Consider the following 25,256-nt stretch of genomic DNA (forward strand, 5'->3'; position numbering starts at 1 on the left):
GGCGCGGGCGCTCGGTTATCCGGTGCTGCACAAGCCGGTGAGGCCGGCCGCGTTGCGTGCGCTGTTGACCGCCCTGCTGCGCCGCTAGTCGGGGAGTCAGCCTTCGCCGTCGGGCAGCGCCGGCATGCTGCCCTGGTCGACCGCCAGCTGGCTGGCGAGCAGCGCGACCTGGGTGCGGTTGTTGACCCCGAGCTTGCGCATGATCGCGGTCATGTGCGCCTTCACGGTGGCCTCGGAGACGCCGAGTTCCCACGCGATCTGCTTGTTCAGCAGGCCCTCGGCAATCATCGTCATCACGCGGAACTGCTGCGGCGTCAGCGCGGCGATCTGCGCGGCGGCGGCGGCTTCGTCGGGCCGGAGTTCGCCGGGGGCGCCGAGCAGGGCCGGCGGCAGCCAGACGTCGCCGTCGAGCACGGCGCGGATCGCCGCGACGATGCTTTCGCCCGAGCTGGATTTCGGAATGTACGCCGAGGCGCCATGCCCCAGCGCGCGGCGCGCCACCTGCGCCTCTTCGTGACCGGACACCACGATGGTCGGCAGTCCGGGGTATTGCCCGCGGATATGCGCCAGCGCGGAGTAGCCGCGCGCACCCGGCATGTGCAGGTCGAGCAGCAGCAGCTCGGCGTCGGGGAATTGTTCGATCAGGCCGAGCAGCGTGTGCACGCTGTCCGCGCTGTGCACGCGCGCCTGCGGCAACGCGGTCAGCACCGCCCGCTGCAGGGCGTCGCGGAACAGCGGATGGTCGTCGGCGATCAGGATGTCGGGCATAAGGCGAGTAGTGAGTGGTGAGGAGCGAGAAACGAGAGACAGCGTAGTCGGCATTTACTCACTTCTCACGCTTCTTCACTCACTCCTGCTCACTTGATCAGCCGCTCGTCGACCAGGTTCTTCACCACGCTGGGATCGGCCAGGGTGGTGATGTCGCCGAGCTGGTCGGGGAGGTTCTCGCCGATCTTGCGCAGGATCCGGCGCATGATCTTGCCGGAGCGGGTCTTCGGCAGGCCGGGCGCCCACTGCAGGTAGTCCGGCGTGGCGATCGGGCCGATCTCCTTGCGCACCCAGGCGATGAGTTCCTTGCGCAGCGCGTCGCTGCCGGTTTCGCCGGCGATCAGCGTGACGTAGGCGTAGATGCCCTGGCCCTTGATCTCGTGCGGGCAGCCGACCACGGCGGCCTCGGCCACCTTCGGGTGCGATACCAGCGCGCTCTCCACCTCGGCGGTGCCCAGGCGGTGGCCGCTGACGTTGATCACGTCGTCGACGCGGCCGGTGATCCAGTAGTAGCCGTCCTCGTCGCGGCGCGCGCCGTCGCCGCTGAAGTAGTTGCCGGGGTAGGCGCTGAAGTAGGTTTCGATGAAGCGCTGGTGGTCGCCGTAGATGGTGCGCACCTGGCCCGGCCAGGAGTCGGTGATCAGCAGGTTGCCCTCGGCCACGCCCTCCTGCACGGTGCCTTCGGCGTCGACGATCGCCGGCTTGATGCCGAAGAACGGCAGCGTGGCCGAGCCCGGCTTGGTACCGATCGCGCCGGGCAGCGGCGAGATCATGATGCCGCCGGTTTCGGTCTGCCACCAGGTGTCGACGATCGGGCAGCGCTCGTCGCCGACCACGCGGTAGTACCACTCCCACGCTTCCGGGTTGATCGGCTCGCCGACTGAACCGAGCACCCGCAGTGAGGCGCGCGAGCAGGCCTTCACCGGGCCCTCGCCCTCGCGCATCAGCGCGCGGATCGCGGTGGGCGCCGTGTAGAACAGGCTCACCTGGTGCTTGTCGATCACCTGCCAGAAGCGGCGGTAGTCCGGGTAGTTGGGCACGCCATCGAACATCACCGTGGTGGCGCCGTTGGCCAGCGGCCCGTACACCACGTAGCTGTGGCCGGTGACCCAGCCGACGTCGGCGGTGCACCAGTAGACGTCGTCTTCGCGCAGGTCGAACACCAGTTCATGGGTGTAGCTGGCATACACCAGATAGCCGCCGGAGGTGTGCAGTACGCCCTTCGGCTTGCCGGTGGAGCCGGAGGTGTAGAGGATGAACAGCGGATGCTCGGCCTCGACCGGCTCGGGCGGGCAGTCGACGCTCTGACCATCCATCAGCACGTGCCAGTAGCGGTCGCGCGGGGACTGCATGGGCACTGCGGTACCGGTGCGGCGCACCACCACCACAGTCTCCACGCTGTTGGTGCCGGGACGCTCCAGCGCGGCGTCGACGTTGGTTTTCAGCGCGATCTTCTTGCCGCCACGCACGCCCTCGTCAGCGGTAATCACGACCTTGCACTGCGAGTCGGCGATGCGTCCGGCCAGAGAATCGGGTGAGAAACCGCCGAACACCACCGAATGCACCGCGCCAATGCGCGCGCAGGCGAGCATCGCCATCGCCGCCTCGGGAATCATCGGCAGGTAGATCGCCACGCGGTCGCCTTTCTGCACGCCCAGGTGCTTGAGCGTGTTGGCGAACTTGCACACTTCGCCATGCAGCTCGCGGTAGCTGATGTGGCGCGACTCGTTCGGGTCGTCGCCCTCGAAGATGATCGCGGTCTTGTCGCCGCGCTCGGCGAGATGTCGGTCCAGGCAGTTGGCGGCCACGTTGAGCTGGCCGTCCTCGTACCAGCGGATGTGCAGGTCGGCCGGGTCGAACGAGGTGTCCTTGATCCTGGTCGGCGCCTTCATCCACGCCAGCCGCTGGCCAACACGGCCCCAGAAGGCCGCCGGATCCTTCACGGACTCGGCGTAGGTGCGCGTGTAGTCGTCCCGGCCCACGCGCGCGCGGGCGGCGACTTCGGGTTTGACCGGATACAGCTTGGACATGGCGTGCTCCTCGGGTTCGGTAGGCGCGGGGTTCGGTGGGCGCGGCGGACCGGGGCAGGCGGTCGGCTGCCAGCGCCCGGGGGCTGGCGAGTCATCGACGGTCGAGTGTAGTCGCGCGGGAGGCGATGCACCGGAGCCGGTGCGCTTCGACTTTGGTCGATTCTCGACCAAAGCCGTATAGCTGCGCGCGACCCAACATCCCCATGCTCCGAGCGTCTTCCGGCACGCAAGTACGTGCGCTTCGCAGCGTGCATGGCGGGAGGCGAGGCAAATCGGTGCACTGGCGGCACCAGCCAGTGTCGACGACGCGGGACCCGGGCCGGGGGGCGGCCAAGTCCGAACGTTCTGACCGCGGTGACGCGGTACCTGCTCCGCCGATGTGCGGAGTAAACCGAAAAACTTTGAGGGGAGTGACAGCATGGCCACCACCGGCATCGATGCGACCAGCGCACTCGACGTCAGCCACAAGCGGGTGATTTTCGCATCCAGCCTGGGCACCGTCTTCGAGTGGTACGACTTCTACCTTTACGGCTCGCTCGCGGCGATCATCGCCAAGCAGTTCTTTTCCGGCCTCAACGAGGCGTCCGGTTTCGTGTTCGCGCTGCTGGCCTTCGCTGCCGGCTTCGCGGTGCGTCCGTTCGGTGCGATCGTGTTCGGCCGCATCGGCGACCTGGTGGGACGCAAGTACACCTTCCTGATCACCATCCTGATCATGGGCCTGTCGACCTTCCTGGTCGGCGTGTTGCCGAGCTACGGCTCCATCGGCGTGGCTGCGCCGGTGATCCTGATCGCGCTGCGCCTGCTGCAGGGCCTTGCGCTCGGCGGCGAGTACGGCGGTGCGGCCACCTATGTGGCCGAACATGCGCCCCACGGCAAGCGCGGCCTGTACACCAGCTTCATCCAGATCACCGCGACCTTCGGCCTGTTCCTGTCGCTGCTGATCATCCTGGGCTGCAAGGCAATGCTGGGTCCGAAGTTCGACACCTGGGGCTGGCGCATCCCGTTCCTGCTGTCCTCGGTGCTGCTCGCCGTGTCGGTATACATCCGCCTGCAGCTCTCCGAGTCGCCGGTGTTCCAGCAGATGAAGGCGGAGGGCAAGCACTCCAAGGCGCCGCTGACGGAGTCGTTCGCGCGTTGGGGCAACCTCAAGATCGTCATCCTGGCCCTGCTCGGCGCAACCGCTGGCCAGGCCGTGGTGTGGTACGCGGGCCAGTTCTACGCGATGTACTTCCTGGGCACGACGCTGAAGATCGAGGCGACCACGACCCAGCTGATGATCGCGGCCGCCCTGCTGCTGGGCACGCCGTTCTTCGTGCTCTTCGGCTGGCTGTCGGACAAGGTGGGGCGCAAGCCGGTGGTGCTGGCCGGCTGCCTGCTCGCGGCGCTGACCTACTTCCCGATCTTCAAGGGCCTGACGCACTACGGCAATCCGGCGATCGAGGCGGCCAGCGTGTCGGCACCGATCCGCGTCACCGCCGATCCGCAGGACTGCAACGTGCAGATCGACCTGATCGGCAAAAAGGTGTTCACCAGCTCCTGCGACGTGGCCAAGAGCTTCCTGGCCAAGCGCGGCGTGCCGTACGAGAACGTCTCGGCGGCGCCGGGCACGGTCGCGGTGATCTCGGTGGGCGGCAAGGACTTCACCTCGTTCGACGGTAGTGCGATGGCCAAACCGGACTTCACCGCACGTAGCACCGCGTTCGCCGAGGCCGTTGGTGCCGCAGTGAACGAGGCGGGCTATCCGGCCAAGGCCGATCCGGCCACCATCAACAAGCCGATGGTGATCCTGTTGCTGTGGATCCTGGTGATCTACGTGACCATGGTCTATGGCCCGATCGCGGCCTGGCTGGTGGAGATGTTCCCCACCCGCATCCGCTACACCTCGATGAGCTTGCCGTACCACATCGGCAACGGCTGGTTCGGCGGCTTCCTGCCTTCGGTGTCGTTCGGCATCGTGGCGGCCACCGGCAATTTCTACGCGGGCTTGTGGTACCCGATCATCATCGCCGCGATGACGTTCGTGATCGGCGCCCTGTTCGTCAAGGAAACCAAGGACGTCGACATCAACGCCTGACCTCGAGCGGACTCTGCCTCGCCTCCTGACGGCCGTGCCGCAGGAGGCGAGGGTTCGCCGGCCGAACGTGCGGGCGGGCTCGAGCACTCGCGGCAGGGACGACCAAAGTCTTAGGGCTAAAGCCGAGAAATCGCTATCTACCCGCTTTAACGCTCTTGTAATCTTTCAGACATATCCGAACGACGGCCCTTGAGGCGCTTGCAGCCACTGCGTGGCCTCGCTGTCGGCGGTCTTACCACCGGGGAAAAAGCCATGAAACGTAACCCTATGTTCTTCGCCGTGGCGGCAGCGCTGGGCCTGGCGATGGCCGGACCGTCGTTCGCCGCGACCAAGCAGACCGACGTCAAGGCGTTGCAGGCGCTGATCGAAAAGCAGCAGGCGCAGCTCGACCAGCAGCAGAAAGAACTGCAGGCACTGCGTGACAACCTGCAGCAGATCGCCGGCAACCAGCAGGCGCAGCAGCAGCAGATCGAGAAGGTGGCCGCTGCGCCGGCCCCGGCGCCGGCCGCCGCACCCGTGTTCAGCAGCGCGCCGGGCGTGACGGTGGCCCTGCACGGTTTCGTCAACGCCACCGCATTCTCGCAGGACAAGGCCTTCACCTTCGGCAACGGCCAGAACGCCGAATTCCCGAACGCGGGCACGCATGGGCGCAACACCGGCGTGGATATCCGCAACACCCGCTTCTGGCTCGACTTCGCCGGCGCCAAGTTCAACGACAACTGGTCCGGTGGCGGCCGCATCGAGATGGACTTCTTCGGCGGCTTCAACGGCACCGGCGCCTTCTCGGTGTCGCAGCCGACCCCGCGCCTGCGCCAGGCCTACATGGACCTGAAGAACGTCTCCTCCGGCAGCACGGTGCGCATCGGCCAGCAGTGGGACCTGCTGTTCCCGCTGGACAACGTGCCGGCCTCGGTCACCCACGTGGCGTTCCCGCTCGGCTACGGCACCGGCATGATCGGCTGGCGCTTTCCGGGCGTGGTGTGGATGCAGGACCTCAACCAAGGTGCGGACGGCCCGAAGTGGCGGCTTGACCTGGGTGGCTTCAACGGCAACTGGAGCGGCCCGGGCGACAACGTCAACTACCTGACCGCCGGCAACGCCGGGTTCCGTCCGCAGCTGCAGGCCCGCCTGCACGTGCAGGACAAGGACTGGCTGGCTTACTTCGTGGCGCACTACGCGCAGATCGACCTGCGCGGGGTGGACGGCACCGGCGCCGTGCCGGTCGCCTCGACCATCGACAGCGAGGGCTTCGAAGTGGGCGGCAACTGGCATCCGGGCAACTGGATGTTCAAGGGCAACATCTACAGCGGCAAGGGCCTGGGCCAGGTGTTCGGCGGGCTGATCCAGTTCGGCGACATCCAGGAGACCGGCGGCTACCTGCAGGCGGGCTACAAGTTCACCCCGAACTGGAGCGCCAACGTGTTCTACGCCTCCAGCAAGCCCAAGCGCAGCGACGTGGTCGAGTGGCTGGGCCGCGGTTCGGTCGGGCGCCTGAAGAACGACCAGGCGGCGATCAACCTGATCTACACCTCCGGTGCGTACGAGCTCGGTGCGGAATACCTGTACTCCAAGCTCGACACGACCTCGGCGGCGGATACCACTGCCACCACCAGCACCAAGGGCAGCCAGGTGTCGCTCAGCGCCAAGTACAACTTCTGATCACGCACCCGGCGGCCGTCGTGCCGCCGGGCCGGATCCGGAGTGCAGAAAAGCCACGCCGCACGGCGTGGCTTTTTCTTTGGCACGATTTCCCTGGCACGAACCTGGATGCTCAGCGATCCAGCGGCGGCTTGCCTTCGCGCAGGCGCTGCAGATCGTAGGGGGACAGCGATTCGTCACGCGCGCGGGACGCGATACGCGCCTGCGCAAACGCCAGCGCGGTGGCCAGCAGGCCCACCAGTCCCAGCAGCAGCCAGATCAACATGGCGCCGCCGCTGTGGCGGGTAAAGCACAGCAAGAAAGCCAGCACCGTTCCGGTCAGCATCAGCCAGCGCATGAGGTCTCGCCAAAAAGGTCGCCGCCCCGTCGGCAGCGCGACCGATCATAAACCGGCGCCGCGGTGGCCGGCATGCCACGGGACGTGACGTCGTTCATGCTCCGGCTACGGGCCGGTCGCGGCGCCTGAGATGGCCACGCGCTACGCTCCCGCGCATGTCCACGTCGCATGATCCATCTGCTCCACGGGCCCACAAGGGTCGAGGGGCGGCGTCCAACCCCGAGGGTCGCTTCGAATCGATCCGCCACCATGCCGAGGACGATGGCTGGCAAAGCGCGCTGCTGGAGGAGGACGCGCCCCGACCGCGCACCGAGGTCACCGAGGAGCGCGCGCGCAACGTGATCACGCGCAACGACTCGCCGGACATCCACTTCAGCCAAGCACTGAACCCGTACCGGGGCTGCGAGCACGGCTGCATCTATTGCTTCGCGCGGCCCTCGCACAGCTATCTCAACCTTTCGCCGGGGCTCGATTTCGAAACCAGGCTGCGTGCCAAGGGCAACCTCGCCGAGGTGCTGCGCCACGAGCTGTCGCGCCCCGGCTACCGGGTCGAGCCGATCAACATCGGCAGCAACACCGATCCCTACCAGCCGATCGAGAAGCGCTGGCGCCTGACCCGCGCCGCGCTGGAATTGCTGGCCGAGTGCGCGCACCCGTGCACGATCGTGACCAAGAACGCGATGGTGGAGCGCGACCTCGACCTGCTGGCGCCGATGGCGAAGGCCGGGCTGGTGCAGGTGCTCGTGTCGGTCAACTCGCTGGACAACCATCTCGCGGCGAAACTGGAGCCTCGCGCCAGCGCCCCGCACCGGCGCATCCAGGCGATCGGCGCACTGGCCGAAGCAGGCGTGCCGGTCGGCGTGCTGGTGGCACCGGTCATCCCGGCGCTCAACGACCGCGACATGGAGGCGGTGCTCGAGCAGGCCGCCGCTGCCGGTGCGCGCTGCGCCGGCTACACCGTGGTGCGCCTGCCGCACGAGCTGAAAACGCTTTTTCGCGAATGGCTCGCGCTGCACGCACCCGAGCGCGCCGCCCACGTGATGAGCCTGATCCAGCAGATGAACGGCGGTCGCGACTACGACAGCGATTTCCGCACCCGCATGCGCGGCCAGGGCGTGTTCGCCGACCTGCTCAGGCGCCGCTTCGAGATCGCCTGCCGCAGGCACGGGTTCGGCCGGGCGCGCGAGCTCGAGCTGGACACGTCGCGGTTCGTGCCGCCGCGCAAGCCGTCGCCGCAGGGGCAGTTGTTCTGATCCATGCCGCCTCGGCGCGGCGCGGGGGTTGAACGCCTCCGCCGCAGGTTCACGCCGCGCCCACTCCGCTCCGCGTCTGCTTGCCCGCTGATGTATGCCGCGCCGGCGGCGCGGTCCCTGCACTGCAAGGAGGTGCCCGTGTCCTCATTCGCGATCTACCTGATCGGCATGCTGCTGGTGATCGGCGGCCTGGCCTACGTCGCCTGGATGCTGCACACGCCGCTGCCCTGGCTGATTGCCGGCGTGGTGGTACTACTCGGCGTGGGCGTGATGGGTGCGGTCAAGAGCACCCGCCGCCGCGACCCACCGGAGTCCTGACCCACTCACGCATCGGGCGAAGCCGGCGCCAACGCGTTTCGGGAGCGGGCGCCGTCCCGGTCAGCTGCCCGCCGGTAGGTATTTGCCGAACCAGCGCAGTGCCCGTTCCAGCACGTCGCGCTGATGGTCGGGATCCTCGAAGTGATGGCCTTCACCGGGATAGACCACCAGCGAGGTCGGCACGCCCTGGGCGCGCAGCGCGTGCCACATCTCGAACGACTGTGGCGCCGGGCACTCGGCGTCGCGGTCGCCGACCACGATCAGCATCGGCGTCTTCACCTGCTTGATGTAGTTGATCGCCGAGCTCTTCGCATACACCGCCGGATCGTCGTACACCGACGCGCCGAAGAACGGGATCATCCACTGGTCGATCAGGTTCTGGCCGTAGTAGCTCTGCCAGTTGCTGATGCCGGCACCGGCGACCACGGCGTGGAAGCGGTCGGTCTGCGTGGGTGCGAACATGCTCATGAAGCCGCCGTAGCTCCAGCCGGTGAGTCCCAGCCGCTTGTCGTCCACCGGCAACTTCTTCTCGATGGCGTCGACGCCGGCGAGGACGTCACGCAGGTCGCCGTGGCCGAAGTCCTTGCGGTTGGCCTGCACGTAGGCTTCGCCCTGGCCGTAGCTGCCACGCGGGTTAGGCATGAACACGAAATAGCCCAGCGGCGAGAACGGCACGCCGCCAAAGCCCACCGACGGCCAGCGCGGCAGCACGGCGCTGGCCGGGCCGCCGTGCACCATCACGATCATCGGGTAACTGCGGGTCGCGTCGTAATTGGCCGGGTACAGTAGCCAGCCCTGCACGTGGCGGCCTTCGTTGTCCCATTCCACCGACTCGGCCCGGCCCCACGACGGCTTCAGCGCCGCGTTGATCGTGGTGACCGCCGGCGGCGCGGTAGTGCCGAGCGCGCCGACGTGCACTTCCGGAGCCTGCGCGTAGGAGCTGCGCGCATAGGCAACCCGCGCATGATCGCGCGACAGCGACAGCCCCATCGCGGCAATGCCGTCACCGAGGCTGGCGGCGTCCGAGAACAGCGGCGCCTGCGCGGTGGCGTGCGCGGCATCGATCGCATACGGCACCACTTCGCTGCGACCATCGTGGATCTGCGCCACCAGCAGTCGATCTGCGCCGGTCCAGGCAAACCACACGGGCGTGACCTTGATCTTGGGCGTCAGCAGCGTCACCGCACCGCCGCCCGCCGGCACGCCGTACAGATCACCGCCAGTGGCGCCCTGGTCGCTCATCAGGCCGCCGATGAAGACGATCCGCCGGCCGTCCGGCGACCAGCGCGGCAGGGCCATCTGCAGCCCGCGCAGCGGACCGCTGACGGCGCGCGGGTCGACCAGTTCGCGTGCGTTGGCGCCGGCGCTGGCCTGCTGTGCATACAGCCGGGCGATCCACCAGTTGTTGTCGCCCGGGGCCGAGGCCGCGACGTATGCGAGCTGGCGGCTGTCCGGCGACCAGGCGAATTCGTAGACGTAGCTCGCCGCCGGCGTGAGCATTTGCAGCGCCCCGCCCGCCGCCGGCACGGCGGCGACGCGCTGCACCTCCAGCCCGTCCACGCCTATTTCCCCTGCTGCCGGCTTGGCCGCGGCCACCGCGCTGGCCGCGCGCGTGGCGCCGTCGACATAGAGGAAGCCGATGCGCCGGCCGTCGGCCGACCAGGCCAGGTCATGCGCATAGCCGTGCAGCACGGCAAGACGCATCGGGGTCGATGCGCCGGTGGTGTCGGCGAGCAGCAGATCCTTCTGGCCCACCGTCGCGCCCGCACCGGGGCAATCGGACAGAAACGCGAGCTGGCGCGAGTCCGGTGCCCAGGCGATGTCCGTCTCGCTGCACGTGCCGGCCCGCTCGCGCGGGCTCAGTCGGTGGGCGTCACGGCCGTCCGCGCCAGCCAGCATGATCGCCGGCTTGCCCCCGGTCTGCACCACCCACGCCAACTGCCGGCCGTCCGGCGACAGCTGCACCGCCTCGATGCTGCGTACCTTGCCCAGCTCGGTCAGCAGGTGATCGATGCGCGGGTCGACCGGCGCGGTGCGTGCAAGGAGCGCTGGGGCGAGCGCGCTGGCGAGCAGGGCCAACGGCAGGCGGAGCAGGAATCGGGACATGAGGTTTCTCGCAGCTGACAGGCCTGCGACGCTAGCAGCGCGCGATGGGGTCCTCCAAGTGCGTCGTGCCGATGGCCGCTTCAGTCGGCCGGCGCGGCCGCGATGCGCGCTTGCCGGGCGGCGGCAATTCGCGCGCGGATCGCGGGCATCGCCGCCAGCGCCGCCCGCTCGCCCTCGAGGATCGCCTGGTTCTTCTGCGCAAAATCGGTGGCGCCGATCTCGCTCACGTGCGGCCGGATCACCACGTCGGCGCGGGCCAGCTCCTGCGCACCGAGCGTCTGGCCCATGATGCTGATCGACTGGTTGACGATGCCCACCATGCCGTCCGGATTGCGCCCGTTGGCCCGGCTGGAGATGTCCACTGCGATCACGAGGTCGGCGCCCAGCTGGCGCGCGGCGTCCACCGGCACCGGGCTGGTGACGCCGCCGTCGACATAGTGCAGCAGGCCGATCGCGACCGGCTCGAACACGCCGGGAATGCTGCACGAGGCGCGCACCGCTTCGCCGGTGTTGCCGCGGGTGAACACGGTGCGGCGACCATTTTCGAGCTCGGTGGCCACGGCGGCGAACGGCTTCTTCAGACGCTCGATCGGCGTGTGGTCCAGCTGCGTGTTGATGTAGTCCTGCAATGCCTGGCCACGCACGAGGCCACCGGAGAACAGCCGCACGTCGCGCAGGCGAGACTCGTCCAGCGCCAGCGCGGCCTGCTGCAGGGCGAACCCGTCCATGCCGCCGGCGTACAGGGCGCCGACCACGCTGCCGGCGCTGGTGCCGGCCACCACGTCGATGGCGATGCCGTTGGCCTGCAGCATCTTGATCACGCCGATATGCGCGAAACCCTTGGCCGCACCGCCGCCCAGCGCCAGCCCGATCCGCAGCCTTGCTGCGGGCGGCGAGGGAGCGGCCGGACGCGGCGCCTGACCGGCGCAGGCAGCGAGCGCGAGGCAGGCGAACAGCAGCCGGAGCAGGCGGCGGGGCGACATCAGCGGCGCCCAGGCGGACGTGGCAACGACATCGCTCAGCCGGTCGCGCCGTCGGCGGCGAGGTGGTAGCGGGTGGCGATCTCCACTTCCTGCTTCGAGCCCAGGAACACCGGCACGCGCTGGTGCAGCGCGGTCGGCTGCAACTCCAGGATGCGTGCGCGTCCGGTGGTGGCGGCACCGCCGGCCTGTTCCACGATGAACGCCATCGGGTTGGCCTCGTACATCACGCGCAACTTGCCGCCCTTGGCCCGGATCTTGGCGTCCAGCGGATAGAAGAACACGCCGCCGCGGGTGATGATGCGGTGCACGTCGGCCACCATCGAGGCGACCCAGCGCATGTTGAAGTCCTTGCCGCGCGGGCCCTCGGTGCCGGCCAGCAACTCGCCCACGTAGCGCTGCATCGGTGCCTCCCAATGGCGCTGGTTGGACATGTTGACGGCGAACTCGGCGGTCTCCTCGGGGATGCGGATGTCACGCCGGCTCAGCACGAAGCTGCCGACCTCGCGATCCAGCGTGAACTCGTGCGTGCCGTGGCCGAAGGTCAGCACCAGCACGGTAGCCGGGCCGTACACCACGTAACCCGCCGCCAACTGTTCGGTGCCCGGCTGCAGGAAATGCTCGGCCTTGGGCACGGTGACGCCGTCGGGGCAGCGAAGGATCGAGAAGATCGTGCCCACCGAGATGTTCACATCGATGTTCGAGCTGCCGTCCAGCGGATCGAACAGCAGCAGGTGATTGCCTTTCGGGTACATGTCCGGAATCTGCTGCGGATCTTCCATCTCTTCCGAGGCGCAGGCGGCCAGCTGGCCGCCCCAGGCGTTGGCCTCCAGCAGGATCTCGTTGGAGATCACGTCCAGCTTCTTCTGCGCCTCACCCTGCACGTTGATGCTCTGCGCGCCGTCGCTGCCGGCCATGCCGAGCACGCCGCCCAGCGCGCCCTTGTTGGTGGCCACCGCAATGCGCTTGCAGGCCCGCGCCACCACCTCGATCAGCAGCGACAGCTCGGCGTTGACGTGGCCGGCGCGGCGTTCCTCGATCAGGAACTGGATCAGCGAAACGGGCTTCATGGCATCTCCATGGCAAGAGGGATCCGCCATTCTCCCGGCTGCCGCCAGGAGACGCCAGCGCAGACGCGAGCCAGCCCTCGGTCTGCCCGCCTGCTGACAGCACGGTGTCAGCAGCCCGGCGGCATGCTTGGCCTTCATCCACGGAGGGCATGCCCATGCGCGATACGGTCTACGTTCTGGTGTTCGACGGTTTTGCCGACTGGCAGGCGGCGCTGGCGCTGTGCGAGGTGCGCCGGCCTGGCGACTGGCAGGTACGGACGCTGGGCTTCAGCGGCGCGCCGGTGGTCTCGATGGGCGGGCTCACGGTGCAGCCGGATGCATCGCTGGCCGAGCTGGCGCCGGATCGCGCGGTGTTGTTGATCGTGCCCGGCGGCCACCTTTGGCTGCGCGGCGAGGGTGCGGTGGCGGTGCAGCGCCTGCGTCAGGCGCATGCCGCCGGCGCCACCGTGGCGGGTATCGACACCGGCGTCGTGCCGCTGGCGCGTGCCGGGCTGCTCGACCACGTGCGCCATACCGGCAACTGGCCCGGTCAGCTGAATGAGGTAGCAGGCTATGCCGGTGAAGAGCAGTACGACGCCGACGTGCTGGCGGCCAACGACGGTGGCGTGATCACCGCCAGTCACCTTGGCAGCGTGGAATTTGCCCGCGAGGTGATCCGCACGCTCGATCTGTACGGTCCCGCCGATCGCGAGGACTGGTTCCGCCTGTTCAAGCACGCCCAGCTGCCATCGTGGTGCACGGGCGAATCGCCGGCCGGGGCGGTCGTGTGAGCACGCGCCTGGATCGCCTGCTGCGGGCATATCGGCCGCTCTACCTGCGCGGCACGCTGATCGAGGGCGCCGTGCCGCCGCTCGTTCGGGCAGCGCACACCGCGGAGCGGCCGACGCGACTCAGCCTGCTGGCCTGGGTCGCGCTGGTGCTGCCGCGCCGCAGCCGGGGCTTGCGGTGAGCGCGCGGGCGGTGCCCCATGCGGGCGTGCTTGAGCTGCGGCAGTACACGTTGCGGCCAGGGCAGCGCGAGCGGCTGGTCGCGCTGTTCGAGCGTGCCTTCGTCGAGTCGCAGGAAGCGCTCGGGATCGTGCTGCCCGGGCAGTTCATCGATGCCGGCGACGCCGATCGCTTCGTCTGGCTGCGTGGCTTGGGTGATCTGGCCTCGCGCGCCAAGGCGCTCGCTTCGTTCTACGACGGCCCGGTGTGGCACGCCCATCGCGACGAAGCCAACGCCACCATGATCGACTCGGACGACGTGCTGCTGCTGCGTCCGCTGCGGCCGCTCGAACTGGGCGGCCCGGTGCGCCCGCCAGCGGGCACGTCGGCGGCCGCGGGCCGGGTAGGGGTGATGATCTGCCCGCTGCGCGCCGGCACTGCCCGTGCGGTGGCACGCGCCTTCGAGACCGGTCCCGGCCCGCGGCTGGAGGCTCACGGAGCACGCGTGCTGGGCACCTACGTGACCGAGCCGGGGCAAAACGATTTTCCGCGCCTGCCGGTGCGCGAGGGCGAGCCGGTGTTCGTGTGGTTCGCCGGGTTCGAGGATGCGCCAGCGTGCCATCGCTGGCAGCACGCGATCGCGACCGACGAGGCCACCGCCACAGCGTTTGCGCAGTGGCAGCGCCGGCTCGACGGCCCGCCGCAGTATCTGGATCTCATCCCCACGCCGCGCTCGCTGCTGCGCGGTGGATGTTCCGCGGCCGCGACGGGCGGCATGCCGGACAGTTCCGCCACCGTGTGAAACCATCCGTCTTCCATCCAACGAGGGAACGAACCATGACTGCAGTGCCCCGCGTCACTTTTTTCTACGCTCCCCAGACCCGCGCTGGCGGCACGCTGGCCCTGTTCGAGGAGCTGGGCGTCGATTTCGACCTGCATCTGCTCAGCCTCAAGGACGGCACGCAACGCGCGCCGGAGTACCTGGCGATCAATCCCATGGGCAAGGTGCCGGCGATCGTGCACGACGGCGCGCTGGTGGCGGAGCAGCCGGCGGTGTTCATCTACCTCGCCGACTTGTATGCCGACAAGGGTCTCGCGCCGGCGATCGGCGACCCGCTGCGCGGGCCCTACCTGCGCTGGATGGTGTTCTATGGCTCGTGCTTCGAGCCGGCGGTGGTGGACCGGGCCATGAAGCGCGAGCCGGCGGCACCGTCCACCTCGCCCTACGGCACCTGGGAGCAGGTGCTCGGCGCGCTCACCGCGCAGCTGTCTTACGGGCCCTACCTGCTGGGCGAACGTTTCACCGCGGCGGATGTGCTGTGGGGCACGGCGCTCAACTGGACGACCAAGTTCCAGCTGGTTCCGGAGTCGCCGGTAATCCGCGGCTACATTGACCGCGTGCTGGCCCGCCCCGCGATGCAGCGCGCCATGGCCAAGGATGCCGAGTTCGCGGCGCAGCAGTCGCCCTGAGGGTGGGGTTGCCGCCGCGCGCCCGGTCACAGCCGCGCGGGCGCCGAGCGGCGCCGGCGCACCCGCATGACCTGTGTCGCAAGCGCTGGGACGGCGCTGCCGGCATCATGCGCGGATGCGCCGCGCCGACCGCCTGTTCCTCATCATCCACGCCTTGCGCGGGCGCCGTACCGCGCTGCAGGCGCGCTCGCTGGCCGAGACGCTGGGCGTCTCGTTGCGCACCGTCTACCGCGACGTGGCCGACCTGCAGCGCTCCGGCGTGCCGATCGAGGGCGAGGCCGGAGTCGGTTACGTGCTGCGCAAGGGCGCGGACATCCCGCCGCTGATGTTCACGGCCGATGAGCTGGAGTCACTGGTGGTGGGCACGCGCTTCGTGCGCGCGTTCGCCGGCGATCGCCTGGCCGGCGGAGCGCAGGCCGCGCTGATGAAGATAGAGGCGGTGCTGCCGCCGGAGCTGCGCGAGCGTTCCTCGCGCACGCGCATCTATGCGCCGGTGTGGCGCGACGCCCATCAGGCCGCCTTCGCCGCACGCATCGACCAGCTGCACGCGGCGATCGAGGAGCGGCGCGTGCTGCGCCTGACCTACCGCGACGAATCCGGCCGCGCCAGCAACCGCGAGATCGAGCCGCTGTGCCTGGCGTTCTGGGGCGGCGCCTGGACGCTCGGCACCTGGTGCCGGCTGCGTGCGGACTTCCGCAACTTCCGCCCCGACCGCATCGACGCGGTGTCCGACACCGGCCAATGTTTCACCGAGCGACCGGCGACCAACCTCGACGCCTACCTCACGGCCATGCGCTCCTACTACGCCGGCATGGATTGAGACTGGCAACGGGCGCAATCTCTGCCAAGATCATCGGCTGATCCTGCGGAGGGAACGCATCAATGAAGTACCTGCTGGGCGGCCTGCTGGCCGCGGCACTGAGCTTTGCCGCCAGCGCGGCGCCGACGAGCAATGCGGACGGCCGGTTTCGCGACATCTACACCCAGGAGTGGGCCTGGCGAAGCGGACAGAGCGGGATCAGCAGTTCCGGCGAAAGCCAGCCGGGCGATGGCCGGCTGGACAGTGTCGACCCCCTCGCGCAGCAGGCGCGGCTGGAGAAGTGGCAGGCGGTGCTGGACCAGCTGGACGCGATCGAGCCGGCGGCGCTGTCGCCCGGGGCGCGCGTGAACTACGCCATCTACCACGCGCAAATCGCCAACCTGCTTGCCGCGCAGCAGTTCAAGACGTGGCAGATGCCGTTCAACAGCGACTCGTCGTTCTGGGGCGACATCGGCTACCAGCTGCACGGCGACCAGCTGCGCAGCGCGGCCGACTACCAGCGTTATCTGGACCGGCTGGGCCAGATCCCCGCGTATTTCGATCAGCAGATCGACAACATGCGCGCCGGCCTGAAGCGCGGCTTCAGCGTGCCGCGGGCGGTGCTCGACGGACGCGATGTCTCGATCGCCGCGGTAGCGACCCTTGCCGATCCCACCGACAGCACGTTCTATGCGCCGTTCAAGCAGCTGCCGGCCGGCTTCACCGCCGAGCAGGCCCAGGCGCTGCAGGGCGAGGCGCTGCGGCGCGTGCGGGACGACGTGATCCCGGCCTACCAGCGTCTGCTCGCCTTCTTCCGCGACGAATACGTGCCGCAGGCGCGCACGACCCTGGCCGCCGAGGCGTTGCCGGACGGGCGCGCCTTCTACCGCCAGCAGATCCGCGAGTACACCACGCTCGACCTCGACCCCGAGGCGATCCACCAGACCGGCCTGGAGCAGGTGGCGAAGATCCACGCGCGGATGCTCCAGACGATGCACGACACCGGCTTCAAGGGCAGCTTCGCGCAGTTCCTGCACTTCCTGCGTACCGATCCCCGGTTCTACGCCAGGACGCCCGAGGAACTGCTGATGCGCACGGCGTGGGTGGCCAAGCAGGTGGACGGCCAGCTCGGCAAGTTCTTCGGCCGGCTTCCGCGCCAGCGCTTCGCGATTGTGCCGGTACCGGCGGACATCGCGCCGTACTACACCTCCGGCCGGGGCGGCGCCGATGCCTACCTGGTCAACACCTACGATTTGCCGTCGCGCCCGCTGTACAACATGCCGGCACTCACCCTGCACGAGTCCGCCCCCGGCCATGCGCTGCAGCTGGCGCTGGCGGCCGAGCAGAGCGGGCAGCCGCCGTTCCGGCGCAACAGCTACATCTCCGCCTATGGCGAGGGCTGGGGACTGTACGCGGAGTACCTGGGCAACGAAATGGGCATCTACGCCACGCCTTACCAGCGCTTCGGCTACCTCACCTACCAGATGTGGCGTGCGGCGCGACTGGTGGTGGATACCGGCATCCACCACGATGGCTGGACGCGCCAGCAGGCGATCGACTACCTGACCCAGAACACCGCGCTGTCCGACCGCGAGATCGCCAACGAAGTCGACCGCTACATCAGCTGGCCCGGGCAAGCGCTGTCCTACGAGATCGGTTACCTGAAGATCCTGGAGCTGCGTCGCAGGGCCGAGCAGGCACTGGGCGACCGCTTCGACCTGCGTGCCTTCCACGACACCGTGCTGCAGCTCGGCTCGGTGCCGCTGCCGGTGCTGGATAAGCGCATCGATCGCTTCATCGCCGACGGCGGTCCTGAGCCGGATTTCAACTGCGATTGCAAGGGCCGACCGGCCGGCTGAAACTCAGCGGGGCGCAACTGGAACGTACTGACCGCGCTCGCCGTACCGCCTGCCGCGGGTCTCGACGTTCGCGCACAGGCGCCCGCCGCACAGGGTGACGTCGGCGCGGTTGTAGGCCTGCAGCAACTCCGCCGGCAGTCGGTTCTGCTCGATAACCCCCGCGTAGTGCAGCGACAGCCAGGCGCCGCCGGCCAGCAGCAGCGCCAGGCAGACCGCCACGGCAGCCACTGTCTTCCACAGCAACAGCCGGTGCAGTCGCTGCAGCCGGTCGATCTGGCTACCAAGCCTGAGCGCGGCTGTCTCCAGCTCGTTGCCGGCACGCTGCAGTCGTTGCTGGTATTCCTGCACCGGCCGCTCAAGGCCGCCGCCCAGCCGGTCCATCACCAGCCCCGGCAGCGCGTGCAGCGAGCCGTCGGCCGACTGCCGCACGATCGCCGGCACCTGCTGGCTGAGCCGCTCCAGCTCGCCCGAGTGCGTGCGCAGGCGCAGTTCGATCTCCCCGCAGCGGCGGTCAAACTGCTCCATCAGGACGGCGGTCTTGCTGATCAGGCTGGCCAGCTCCGCCGGCTGCATCGCGCCCGACACGGAGGCGCTCATCGCTGCCAACCCTGCACTGGTGCGGTCGGCAGATCGGGCCGCTGCGGCGGCAACTCCCGTGTCTGCGTCTGGTTGTCCACGGCAGTACGAGTCTCCTGCCGCAGTGCCTGGCCCGGATCCATCGCCGCGAAGCGTTCAGTGCCCTGCCGGAACGCCGACCACTCGTTGGTGCGCGCGGCTGCGAGCATGCGGTCGACTTCGGCGGAGATGGACCGCGACAGCGGATCGACCGTAGCCGCAGGTAGGCCGGGTACCGGGCCATCCGGCATCGCCTGCCGCGCATAGCCGGCATTGAGCGCCTCGTCCCGCGCCTCGTTGTTGAACGGGTCGGCAACCTTCCCAACATTGCGGCGAGGCACGAGCAGCTCGCGATAGCCTTCGGACTTGAGCCGGTCGACCTTTGGCGTGACGCGGTAGATGAACATGCCTTCCTCGGAGCGATGGACCACGTTGAGGCGTGGATCGTCCGGTTCGGGTTGCTTGGTCAGGAACGGCTGGTCGCTGAGGCCGTTGAGATAGTCGATGACCAGATTGCCGGCCCGGTTGGAGAGGCCGTTGCGGTGATAGCTTCCACCGACATCCGAGTGTGCGCCCGGGACGTAGATGCCGGCGAGTCGTCCATCCGGCGTAATGCCCGGGTCGATGATGTGGTCGGACTTGAATAGCCAGCGATGTTCGTCCGTGGAAGTCAGCTGGATACCGGAGATCACCGACGGCGGCAGCCGACGATCGTCGTTGCGGACCTCGCTGCCGGTTCCCACTGGATCCATCAGCGCGACCGCCTGTGCGACCTGGCCGGGTGCTATCAGCGGAGGCAGGGTGTACTCGACGTGCTTCACCAGCCCGTCGGAGGTGTAGGTGTACTTCGCGCCAGCCGGATCCTGGAGACCGCGTTCATGCACCAGGCGCGCGAAGATGGCGGCCTCATCGGCTCCGCGACTGAAGCCGACTGAAGCGACGGAGACACGGGCATTCGGATCAGCCTCACGCCACTCCTTGGCCTGCTCGATGAATTTCTTGTACATCAGCTCGGCGCGTTCTTCGCAGGTGTAGCCATCTGCACCATCAACAGCGCGTTTCAACGCGCTGCTCTGGGTTCCCGCGCCAGCTACGTAGTCAACCTGAATGTTCGGATGCTCGTGTGTGCGCGCTGCGATCGCCTGCCTTATCCGACCTACATTCGTCGCGTGCTCGGGATCTCTGTTGACGTCATTACCCGTTCCATCGAGCGCCGCAACGAAGAGGTATTCGTGAGGATTCCCGGCATGGATAAGCACGGGCTCATCGAATTGGGTCAGCTGCTCCCGTGCCCGCTCGTACATGGCCAACCGCGTACTGTTGGCTGGATAGAAGGTGACCCCGTCACCGAGAACACCATCCGACTGCATTTGATGCTTCTCTGCCATCCTTTGGCACTCCCGTCAGTTCAGTACGTGTGAGTCCAGGCGAGTATCAAATCGTGTCTGGTGTTGCTGTTTTTGTTCCCGGGAATCTGAAGGTGCTTGGTGGGAATCATTGCCTTCATGTACACGCTGATCGTCCGGTCGTTCACCTCGACGAAAATGCCCGGATCGAGATAGAGACCCTGTGGATACATGCCGTCCGGAATTTCTTCATCCGGCACGCGATGCAGTATCTCCTCGCCCTTGAAGATCTCCGCCAGATCGATCGACGCGTGGTGGTCTTGCCCATCCAGCGAGGTCCAGGTCACCTCGACCGGGCTCGGGAAGTTTCGGATGCCGCTGTAGGAGCCAAAACCCCAGGTTGAGCGGTAGTCACCCTCGGGGGGCGGACCGGAGGGCGTCTCGGCGTCCTGTGCCGTGAAGTCCTCGTTGAAGTAGATGACCTTGCACTTCAGCGTATTGAATGCATACGCCGAAAAGCTGTGGATCTTGAACTGCAACGGCAGCAGATTGCCGTTGACCATGTGTCGTGCGACCGGCGTTTTGGTCATGGCTTGGATGCACCCGGACAAGGGGAGAAGGGCAAAGCATGCGGCAAGTAGACGCGCGAGGTTTATTGAGCGGCTTGGCCGGCTCCCGGCTTGCGTCGATGCTCGGGAAGAAAGCAAGCGGGGCGGGAGGTCGTCAGATCCGTGTGCCAGTCCTGACAAAAGCGAGGAGGGTTGGACCGGCACGCATGTACGCCGCGCGTGAATCGAAGCCGAGCCCGGGCCCGCCCCAATCTCTTCCTCGGACAGGCAGGTGCGCGAGTCGCAATCTGCACGATGTCGTACTGCCACGGATCTCGCCCGAGTGGTCGCGGCCAATGGCGACCCTGCAAAACAGACAAGCTTCACGTGCCCTCCTCCTCCGAGCGATGCACCACATTCATCCGCTCCTCGTCCGGCTCGGGCTGCTCGCCGAGGAGCGGCGTGGTGCTGAGCCGATTGATGTATTGCACGAGCAGGTTCGCCGCGCGCGTGGAGAGTCCATTCAAACGGTAGCCGCCGCAGACGTCCGAAAGCGACCCGGGGACCGACAGACTGAGGAAACGTCCGTCGCTCGAGCGGCCACGACCGAGGATCGGCAGCGACTGGAAATCAGGACCCCTCGTCAGTCGCACTGAGCTGGAAGCCTGAGATGACTGAGGAGGGCAAGCGCAGCTCCGGCGGCAGATAGCCGGTCGGGGCCAGCAGGGCAAGAGCCTGCTCCGTCCGGTGCGGTGGCACGAGGACTTCCCCCGTGGCGGAGCGCAGCCCCAGGACATCCACCATCACCGCGAACTCGGCACCTTGCAGTCCACCCCAGCTGCCACCAACGATCAGCAGACTGATTCGGGCAGCGGGATCCTGCCGCCGCCAGGCCGCGAACTGCGCGGCGAGTTGCTTGTACATTGCGGCAAGACGGGTTCCGGCAAACTGTTCCCCATGGTCCTTCGCGGTCAGCCAGTTGTCGCGGGCACAGTCGGTCGTCACGTAACCGGTGGCAGTGCCTGCAGGCAAGGATCCCTGACTGAGCTGCTGATGAATCCAGGCGACCGTCGTGGGCCCGGCAGGTCCGCCTCGCGCATGCTTCCAGCTGCAATCGAACAGGGCGATGAAGAGGCGTCCATGGGCAGCCTGCTCCGATCCGACCAGTGATTCGGCAAAGCCGCCACTGCTGAGCGTTGCCGTATCGGACCGCAGTGGGGGAGACATCCAGGCGGTAATGACCAATAGGGCGACAAGACCCGCTCGCATCGTCCTTTGCATGACATCTTCCTTGTATCCACGCATCCACTCAGCGCCGGGCCGACGCCAGAGCACGGATGATAGGCATCAACAATGATTCTGGCTGTGAGCGCAAGCCTGTTTCCGGGTCATTGTCGGGCTCGCCGGAGTCGCTGCGCCGATAAAGAGGTGCCACTGCATGCTGTCAATAGCTTTCCCTGTGTAGTAAATTGCATGAAAGCTTTATACATGGATAAAGCATGACAGCCTTCCCACAAACAGCAACCACCTCCATTCCCGATCTCGGCGGTCCCGCCCTGCGCAGCTTTTTCCGGCTGGCCGAGGCGTGGCAATTGCGCGGGGCGGAGCAGCGGCGACTGCTGGGTGATCCGCCGGAGTCCACGTTCTACAAGTGGAAGCGCGAGCAGGACGGTGCACCTGGTCGCGACGTGATCGAGCGCATCAGCTACCTGCTGGGTATCTTCAAGGCGCTGCAGATCCTGTTTCCCGATCCGGCCCAGGCCGATGGCTGGCTGCGCCGGCCGAACCAGGCCGCATTGTTCGGTGGCCAGTCGGCGCTCGAGCGCATGCTCTCGGGTAACGTGGCCGATCTGTTCGTGGTGCGTCAGTACCTCGACGCGCAGCGCGGCTGAGCGACCGCGTGGCGCCGATCGCGGTGGACGAGACGACGGCGCGTGACACTGCAAATCCGAGTTGTTGCCGATCCCAACGGCGCGCGCACAGGGGAGCGCGCCTCGCCCGCGGCCGCGCCGCACTTCGCTGACTGCCGACGCCGCCGTACTCATGGAACTACCCCCGACCAAGCGCATCCGCTGGACCCACGCCTACCGCATCGTGCCGAGTCGTTTCCCGCCGGTGGGGCTGTTCGATCGCATCGCGGATCCGGCGGATCTGGAGGCGGTCTTTGCGATCGAGGCGTTGACCAATCCACGCCTGCGCGAGGAGGCGGATGCGCTGAAGCAGGTGCCGAAAGCCCGCCGCATCAGCGGCCCCGGCAGCACTCCCGTCATGGCCGCCTTTACCCATCTCAACCCGGAAGGCAGTCGCTTCTCCGACGGTAGCTGGGGCGTGTTCTACGCGGCCCACAGCGTGGCCACCGCGGTGGAAGAGACGGTGTACCACCGCGAGCGGTTCATGGCCGCGACCCGCGAACCACCGTGCGACATACCGATGCGCTGTTATCGCACCAGCATCAACGGCCGGCTGCACGATCTGCGTGGTGCATGGCCGGCCGAACACGACCCGGCCAGCTACGCCGCCAGCGTGGCGCTGGCCCGCCGACTGCGCGAAGGCGGCTCCAACGGCATCGTGTACGACAGCGTCCGCCACGCGGGCGGCGAGTGCGCCGCGGTGTTCTACCCCGATCTGCTGGCGCCTTGCGTGCAGTCGGAGCATCTCGTGTATCGCTGGAACGGCCAGCGCATCGCCATGGTGCTGCGGGTGTCGGAACTGCCGCGTCCGCGCTGAAGCGCGCGCCGCCGACCGCTGGCGGCCCTCGTGCACCGTGACGACCTGTTGAACCTCGCCGCTGCAGGATGACGGCCCTTGCCGGAGATGCCTGCTCCGGCTACCCCCTTGCCAGCATCGGCAGGGGCCTGTTTCCCCGACCGAGAGCACCGATGACCCGCTGGATCCTGCTGACGCTGTCCCTGCTGTTGCCCATGTTGGCGATCGCCCGCAAGCACGACCGCCCGAACGACCACGACCAGTGGGCGAACGAGCTCGCCGTGTTCGCGGCCGCCGATCGCGCGCATCCGCCGGCGCCCGGCGCAGTGCTGTTCGTCGGCAGCTCGTCGATCCGCCTGTGGGCCACGCTGGCGGAGGATTTTCCGATCTGGCGCACCGTCAACCGCGGCTTCGGCGGCTCGGAGATCGACGACGCCACGTACTACGCCGATCGCCTCGTGACGCCTCACCGTCCGAGCGCGATCGTGATGTACGCCGGTGACAACGACATCGCCGATGGCGACAGTCCGGAGCACGTGCTGGCCGACTTCCAGGCCTTCGTACGCGTGGCCCGGAACGACGCGCCGGGCGCGCCGATCGCCTTCATCGCGATCAAGCCGAGCGTGGCGCGGCGCGCGCTGCTACCGAAGATCCGCGCGGCGAACGCTGCGATCCGCCAATGGGCGGCGAGCCAGCCGGACGTGAGCTACCTGGATGTCTTCACGCCCATGCTTGGGCCGGACGGCCAACCGCTGCCGGACTGGTTCGGCCCGGATGGCCTGCACATGAATCGCCGCGGCTACGCCTTGTGGGCGCGCATCGTGACGCCGTGGCTGCGCGACCACGCGCCGGCCGCGCGCCGACGCTGAGGGCTCAGGTATCGGCGCCGGCGGCCCAGCCTTCGCGGGTGCCGTAGTTGAACACCCGGTCGCTGGCATCGATCACGTCGCCCGCAGCGTGCGGAGCACGCTCGGCGAGCCGCGCGTAGATCGGCGTGAAGTCCGGCGTGGTGGCCTCGAACAGTTGCTCGAAACCATCGATCACGAAGTAGGTCTGCTGGTAGGTGTCGATGCGATAGCGCGTGCTCATCACGCGCTCCAGGTCGAAACCGATGCGGTTGGGTGCTTCGGAATCCAGGCAGTAGATCGACTCGCCCTTGGAGCTGACGATACCGGCGCCGTAGATGCGCAGGCCGTCGGGTGTGTCGATCAGGCCGAACTCCACCGTGTACCAGTACAGCCGCGTGAGGTTCATCAGCGCCTCGGGGCCGATGGCGGACGCCTTCATGCCGCCGCGGCCGTAGGCCTGCATGTAGTCGGCGAACACCGGGTTGAGCAGCAGCGGCACGTGGCCGAACAGGTCATGGAACAGATCCGGCTCGCTGAGGTAGTCGAGCTGGTCGGGCTTGCGGATCCACCAGCTCACCGGAAACCGGCGGTTGGCCAGATGATCGAAAAACACCTCGTCCGGCAGCAGGCCTTCCACCGCCACGATCTGCCAGCCGGTGGCCCCGGCGAGCACTTCGTTGAGTTCGGAAAACTTCGGAATGCCCTTTTCGCCCATGCCGAAACGCGCCAGGCCATCGAGGAACTCCTGGCAGGCACGACCGGGCAGCAGCTCGCACTGCCGTGCATACAACGTGTTCCAGACCTCGTGATCGGTGGCGCTGTAGCTGTCCCACGGCTGCTCGACCACCCCGGTGGCGTACACCGGTACGTAACCGCGATCAGTCTGCTGATGCTCGACCCGGCGGGGCGTGGCGTTTTCCATGGGGAGACTCCGAGGATCAGGGGATAGCGAACAGAATACGGGCAAGCACGCGCACGGAACGTGTTTTCTTGCTGAACCTCGGGCTTTACATGCAATATCCAACCAACCAAAAGCAAAAATGACGAAGAATCGTGCATGAGCAGCCTTGACCGCACTGATCTGCGCCTGCTTGCCGAACTGCAGGCCAGCGGCCGCATCACCAACGCCGAACTGGCCGAACGGGTCAGCCTGTCGCCATCGGCCTGTCTGCGCCGGGTGCAGCGGCTGGAGGCGGACGGAGTGATCAGCGGCTACGCCGCCCAGGTGGATCCGCAGGCCGTGGGGCTGGGGCTGCAGGCATTCGTGCGGGTGCAGCTGGCCAAGCACGAGGCCGATGCGATCGAGCGCTTCGTGGCTGATGTGAGCGGCTGGGAAGAAGTGGTCGCCTGCCACGCGCTCACCGGCGACATGGATTACCTGATGCACGTCTACGTGGCTGATCTGGAACACTTCTCGCGGTTCCTGCTCGATCGCCTGCTCAATGCCTCGGGCGTGGCCGACGTCAACTCGAGCTTCGTGCTGCGTACGGTGAAGCGCTCGCCCTCGCTGCCGCTCGGGCAATTGGCCGGCTGAACCGGCGCAG

Annotated in this window: 25 protein-coding genes; 14 read left to right on the forward strand and 11 right to left on the reverse strand. The window is 67.7% G+C overall.

Annotated features, from left to right (window positions below):
- Positions 1–96: 96 nt before the first annotated feature.
- Together VFG40_RS05280 and acs are read right to left on the reverse strand one after the other, a co-directional pair.
- On the reverse strand, positions 97–768 hold the full coding sequence (locus VFG40_RS05280; RefSeq protein WP_324895643.1) for a response regulator transcription factor: 672 nt from the start codon (positions 766–768) through the stop codon (positions 97–99).
- Between the two features lie 89 nt (positions 769–857).
- A complete protein-coding gene (gene acs, locus VFG40_RS05285) occupies positions 858–2,798 on the reverse strand; it encodes an acetate--CoA ligase (protein WP_324895645.1) in 1,941 nt (646 codons plus the stop codon).
- A 418-nt stretch (positions 2,799–3,216) separates the two neighbouring features.
- Here acs and VFG40_RS05290 point away from each other — a divergent pair, with 418 nt between their 5' ends.
- Together VFG40_RS05290 and VFG40_RS05295 are read left to right on the forward strand one after the other, a co-directional pair.
- Positions 3,217–4,872, forward strand: a complete 1,656-nt coding sequence (locus VFG40_RS05290; protein ID WP_324895648.1) for an MFS transporter — start codon at positions 3,217–3,219, stop codon at positions 4,870–4,872.
- A gap of 252 nt (positions 4,873–5,124) precedes the next feature.
- The gene (locus tag VFG40_RS05295; RefSeq protein ID WP_324895650.1) at positions 5,125–6,531 is read left to right on the forward strand and encodes a putative porin; all 1,407 of its coding nucleotides are present in this window, start codon (positions 5,125–5,127) and stop codon (positions 6,529–6,531) included.
- 112 nt (positions 6,532–6,643) lie between these two features.
- Here the strand turns inward: VFG40_RS05295 and VFG40_RS05300 are convergent, their stop codons facing one another.
- Complete coding sequence (locus tag VFG40_RS05300; protein WP_324895652.1) at positions 6,644–6,868, reverse strand: hypothetical protein; 225 nt, start codon at positions 6,866–6,868, stop codon at positions 6,644–6,646.
- Positions 6,869–7,023: 155 nt separating this feature from the next.
- Between VFG40_RS05300 and VFG40_RS05305 the strand changes: the two genes are divergently transcribed.
- The gene (locus tag VFG40_RS05305; protein ID WP_324895654.1) at positions 7,024–8,121 is read left to right on the forward strand and encodes a PA0069 family radical SAM protein; all 1,098 of its coding nucleotides are present in this window, start codon (positions 7,024–7,026) and stop codon (positions 8,119–8,121) included.
- Between the two features lie 138 nt (positions 8,122–8,259).
- Complete coding sequence (locus VFG40_RS05310; RefSeq protein ID WP_324895656.1) at positions 8,260–8,439, forward strand: hypothetical protein; 180 nt, start codon at positions 8,260–8,262, stop codon at positions 8,437–8,439.
- Between the two features lie 60 nt (positions 8,440–8,499).
- On the opposite strand, the gene VFG40_RS05315 is transcribed toward VFG40_RS05310, so the two are convergent.
- The 3 genes from VFG40_RS05315 to VFG40_RS05325 all read right to left on the reverse strand — a co-directional run bounded on the left by VFG40_RS05315 (position 8,500) and on the right by VFG40_RS05325 (position 12,595).
- On the reverse strand, positions 8,500–10,545 hold the full coding sequence (locus VFG40_RS05315) for an alpha/beta hydrolase family protein (RefSeq protein ID WP_324895658.1): 2,046 nt from the start codon (positions 10,543–10,545) through the stop codon (positions 8,500–8,502).
- A gap of 80 nt (positions 10,546–10,625) precedes the next feature.
- The gene (locus VFG40_RS05320; protein ID WP_324895660.1) at positions 10,626–11,528 is read right to left on the reverse strand and encodes a patatin-like phospholipase family protein; all 903 of its coding nucleotides are present in this window, start codon (positions 11,526–11,528) and stop codon (positions 10,626–10,628) included.
- 35 nt (positions 11,529–11,563) lie between these two features.
- Positions 11,564–12,595 carry a class 1 fructose-bisphosphatase gene (locus VFG40_RS05325; protein ID WP_324895662.1) on the reverse strand — a complete coding sequence of 344 codons (1,032 nt, stop codon included), beginning with the start codon at positions 12,593–12,595 and terminating at the stop codon, positions 11,564–11,566.
- 155 nt (positions 12,596–12,750) lie between these two features.
- On the opposite strand from VFG40_RS05325, the gene VFG40_RS05330 reads away from it, so the two are divergent.
- The 6 genes from VFG40_RS05330 to VFG40_RS05355 all read left to right on the forward strand — a co-directional run bounded on the left by VFG40_RS05330 (position 12,751) and on the right by VFG40_RS05355 (position 17,649).
- A complete protein-coding gene (locus tag VFG40_RS05330; RefSeq protein WP_324895664.1) occupies positions 12,751–13,365 on the forward strand; it encodes a DJ-1/PfpI family protein in 615 nt (204 codons plus the stop codon).
- Positions 13,362–13,544, forward strand: a complete 183-nt coding sequence (locus VFG40_RS05335) for a hypothetical protein (RefSeq protein ID WP_324895666.1) — start codon at positions 13,362–13,364, stop codon at positions 13,542–13,544. The genes VFG40_RS05330 and VFG40_RS05335 overlap by 4 nt, the downstream gene beginning before the upstream one ends.
- A 26-nt stretch (positions 13,545–13,570) precedes the next feature.
- Complete coding sequence (locus VFG40_RS05340) at positions 13,571–14,323, forward strand: NIPSNAP family protein (protein ID WP_324895668.1); 753 nt, start codon at positions 13,571–13,573, stop codon at positions 14,321–14,323.
- Positions 14,324–14,358: 35 nt separating this feature from the next.
- Positions 14,359–14,991, forward strand: coding sequence for a glutathione S-transferase family protein (locus tag VFG40_RS05345; RefSeq protein WP_324895670.1), 633 nt, complete (start codon positions 14,359–14,361; stop codon positions 14,989–14,991).
- Positions 14,992–15,106: 115 nt separating this feature from the next.
- Positions 15,107–15,811, forward strand: a complete 705-nt coding sequence (locus VFG40_RS05350) for a helix-turn-helix transcriptional regulator (protein ID WP_324895672.1) — start codon at positions 15,107–15,109, stop codon at positions 15,809–15,811.
- Positions 15,812–15,873: 62 nt separating this feature from the next.
- The gene (locus VFG40_RS05355; protein WP_324895674.1) at positions 15,874–17,649 is read left to right on the forward strand and encodes a DUF885 domain-containing protein; all 1,776 of its coding nucleotides are present in this window, start codon (positions 15,874–15,876) and stop codon (positions 17,647–17,649) included.
- A gap of 3 nt (positions 17,650–17,652) precedes the next feature.
- Here the strand turns inward: VFG40_RS05355 and VFG40_RS05360 are convergent, their stop codons facing one another.
- From VFG40_RS05360 to VFG40_RS05375, 4 genes are all read right to left on the reverse strand, one after another.
- Positions 17,653–18,246, reverse strand: coding sequence for a relaxation protein (locus VFG40_RS05360; protein WP_324895676.1), 594 nt, complete (start codon positions 18,244–18,246; stop codon positions 17,653–17,655).
- A complete protein-coding gene (locus VFG40_RS05365; RefSeq protein WP_324895678.1) occupies positions 18,243–19,652 on the reverse strand; it encodes a phospholipase effector Tle1 domain-containing protein in 1,410 nt (469 codons plus the stop codon). The genes VFG40_RS05360 and VFG40_RS05365 overlap by 4 nt, the downstream gene beginning before the upstream one ends.
- A 20-nt stretch (positions 19,653–19,672) precedes the next feature.
- On the reverse strand, positions 19,673–20,200 hold the full coding sequence (locus VFG40_RS05370) for a hypothetical protein (RefSeq protein WP_324895680.1): 528 nt from the start codon (positions 20,198–20,200) through the stop codon (positions 19,673–19,675).
- 588 nt (positions 20,201–20,788) lie between these two features.
- Positions 20,789–21,439 carry a hypothetical protein gene (locus VFG40_RS05375; RefSeq protein ID WP_324895682.1) on the reverse strand — a complete coding sequence of 217 codons (651 nt, stop codon included), beginning with the start codon at positions 21,437–21,439 and terminating at the stop codon, positions 20,789–20,791.
- A gap of 218 nt (positions 21,440–21,657) precedes the next feature.
- On the opposite strand from VFG40_RS05375, the gene VFG40_RS05380 reads away from it, so the two are divergent.
- The 3 genes from VFG40_RS05380 (at position 21,658) to VFG40_RS05390 (ending at position 23,733) form a co-directional block, all read left to right on the forward strand.
- Positions 21,658–22,050 (forward strand): MbcA/ParS/Xre antitoxin family protein, encoded by a 393-nt coding sequence (locus VFG40_RS05380; protein ID WP_324895684.1) that lies wholly within the window; start codon positions 21,658–21,660, stop codon positions 22,048–22,050.
- 151 nt (positions 22,051–22,201) lie between these two features.
- Entirely contained in the window at positions 22,202–22,885 is a 684-nt protein-coding gene (locus VFG40_RS05385; protein ID WP_324895686.1) for an RES family NAD+ phosphorylase, read from the forward strand.
- A 152-nt stretch (positions 22,886–23,037) separates the two neighbouring features.
- Positions 23,038–23,733: an SGNH/GDSL hydrolase family protein gene (locus VFG40_RS05390; protein WP_324895688.1), complete on the forward strand. Its 696-nt coding sequence runs from the start codon at positions 23,038–23,040 to the stop codon at positions 23,731–23,733.
- A gap of 4 nt (positions 23,734–23,737) precedes the next feature.
- Here the strand turns inward: VFG40_RS05390 and phhA are convergent, their stop codons facing one another.
- Positions 23,738–24,634, reverse strand: coding sequence for a phenylalanine 4-monooxygenase (gene phhA / locus VFG40_RS05395; RefSeq protein ID WP_324895690.1), 897 nt, complete (start codon positions 24,632–24,634; stop codon positions 23,738–23,740).
- A gap of 135 nt (positions 24,635–24,769) precedes the next feature.
- Between phhA and VFG40_RS05400 the strand changes: the two genes are divergently transcribed.
- Positions 24,770–25,246: an Lrp/AsnC family transcriptional regulator gene (locus VFG40_RS05400; protein ID WP_324895692.1), complete on the forward strand. Its 477-nt coding sequence runs from the start codon at positions 24,770–24,772 to the stop codon at positions 25,244–25,246.
- Positions 25,247–25,256: the final 10 nt, after the last annotated feature.

Source organism: Dyella sp., from assembly GCF_035685805.1.
Lineage (GTDB): Bacteria > Pseudomonadota > Gammaproteobacteria > Xanthomonadales > Rhodanobacteraceae > Dyella_A.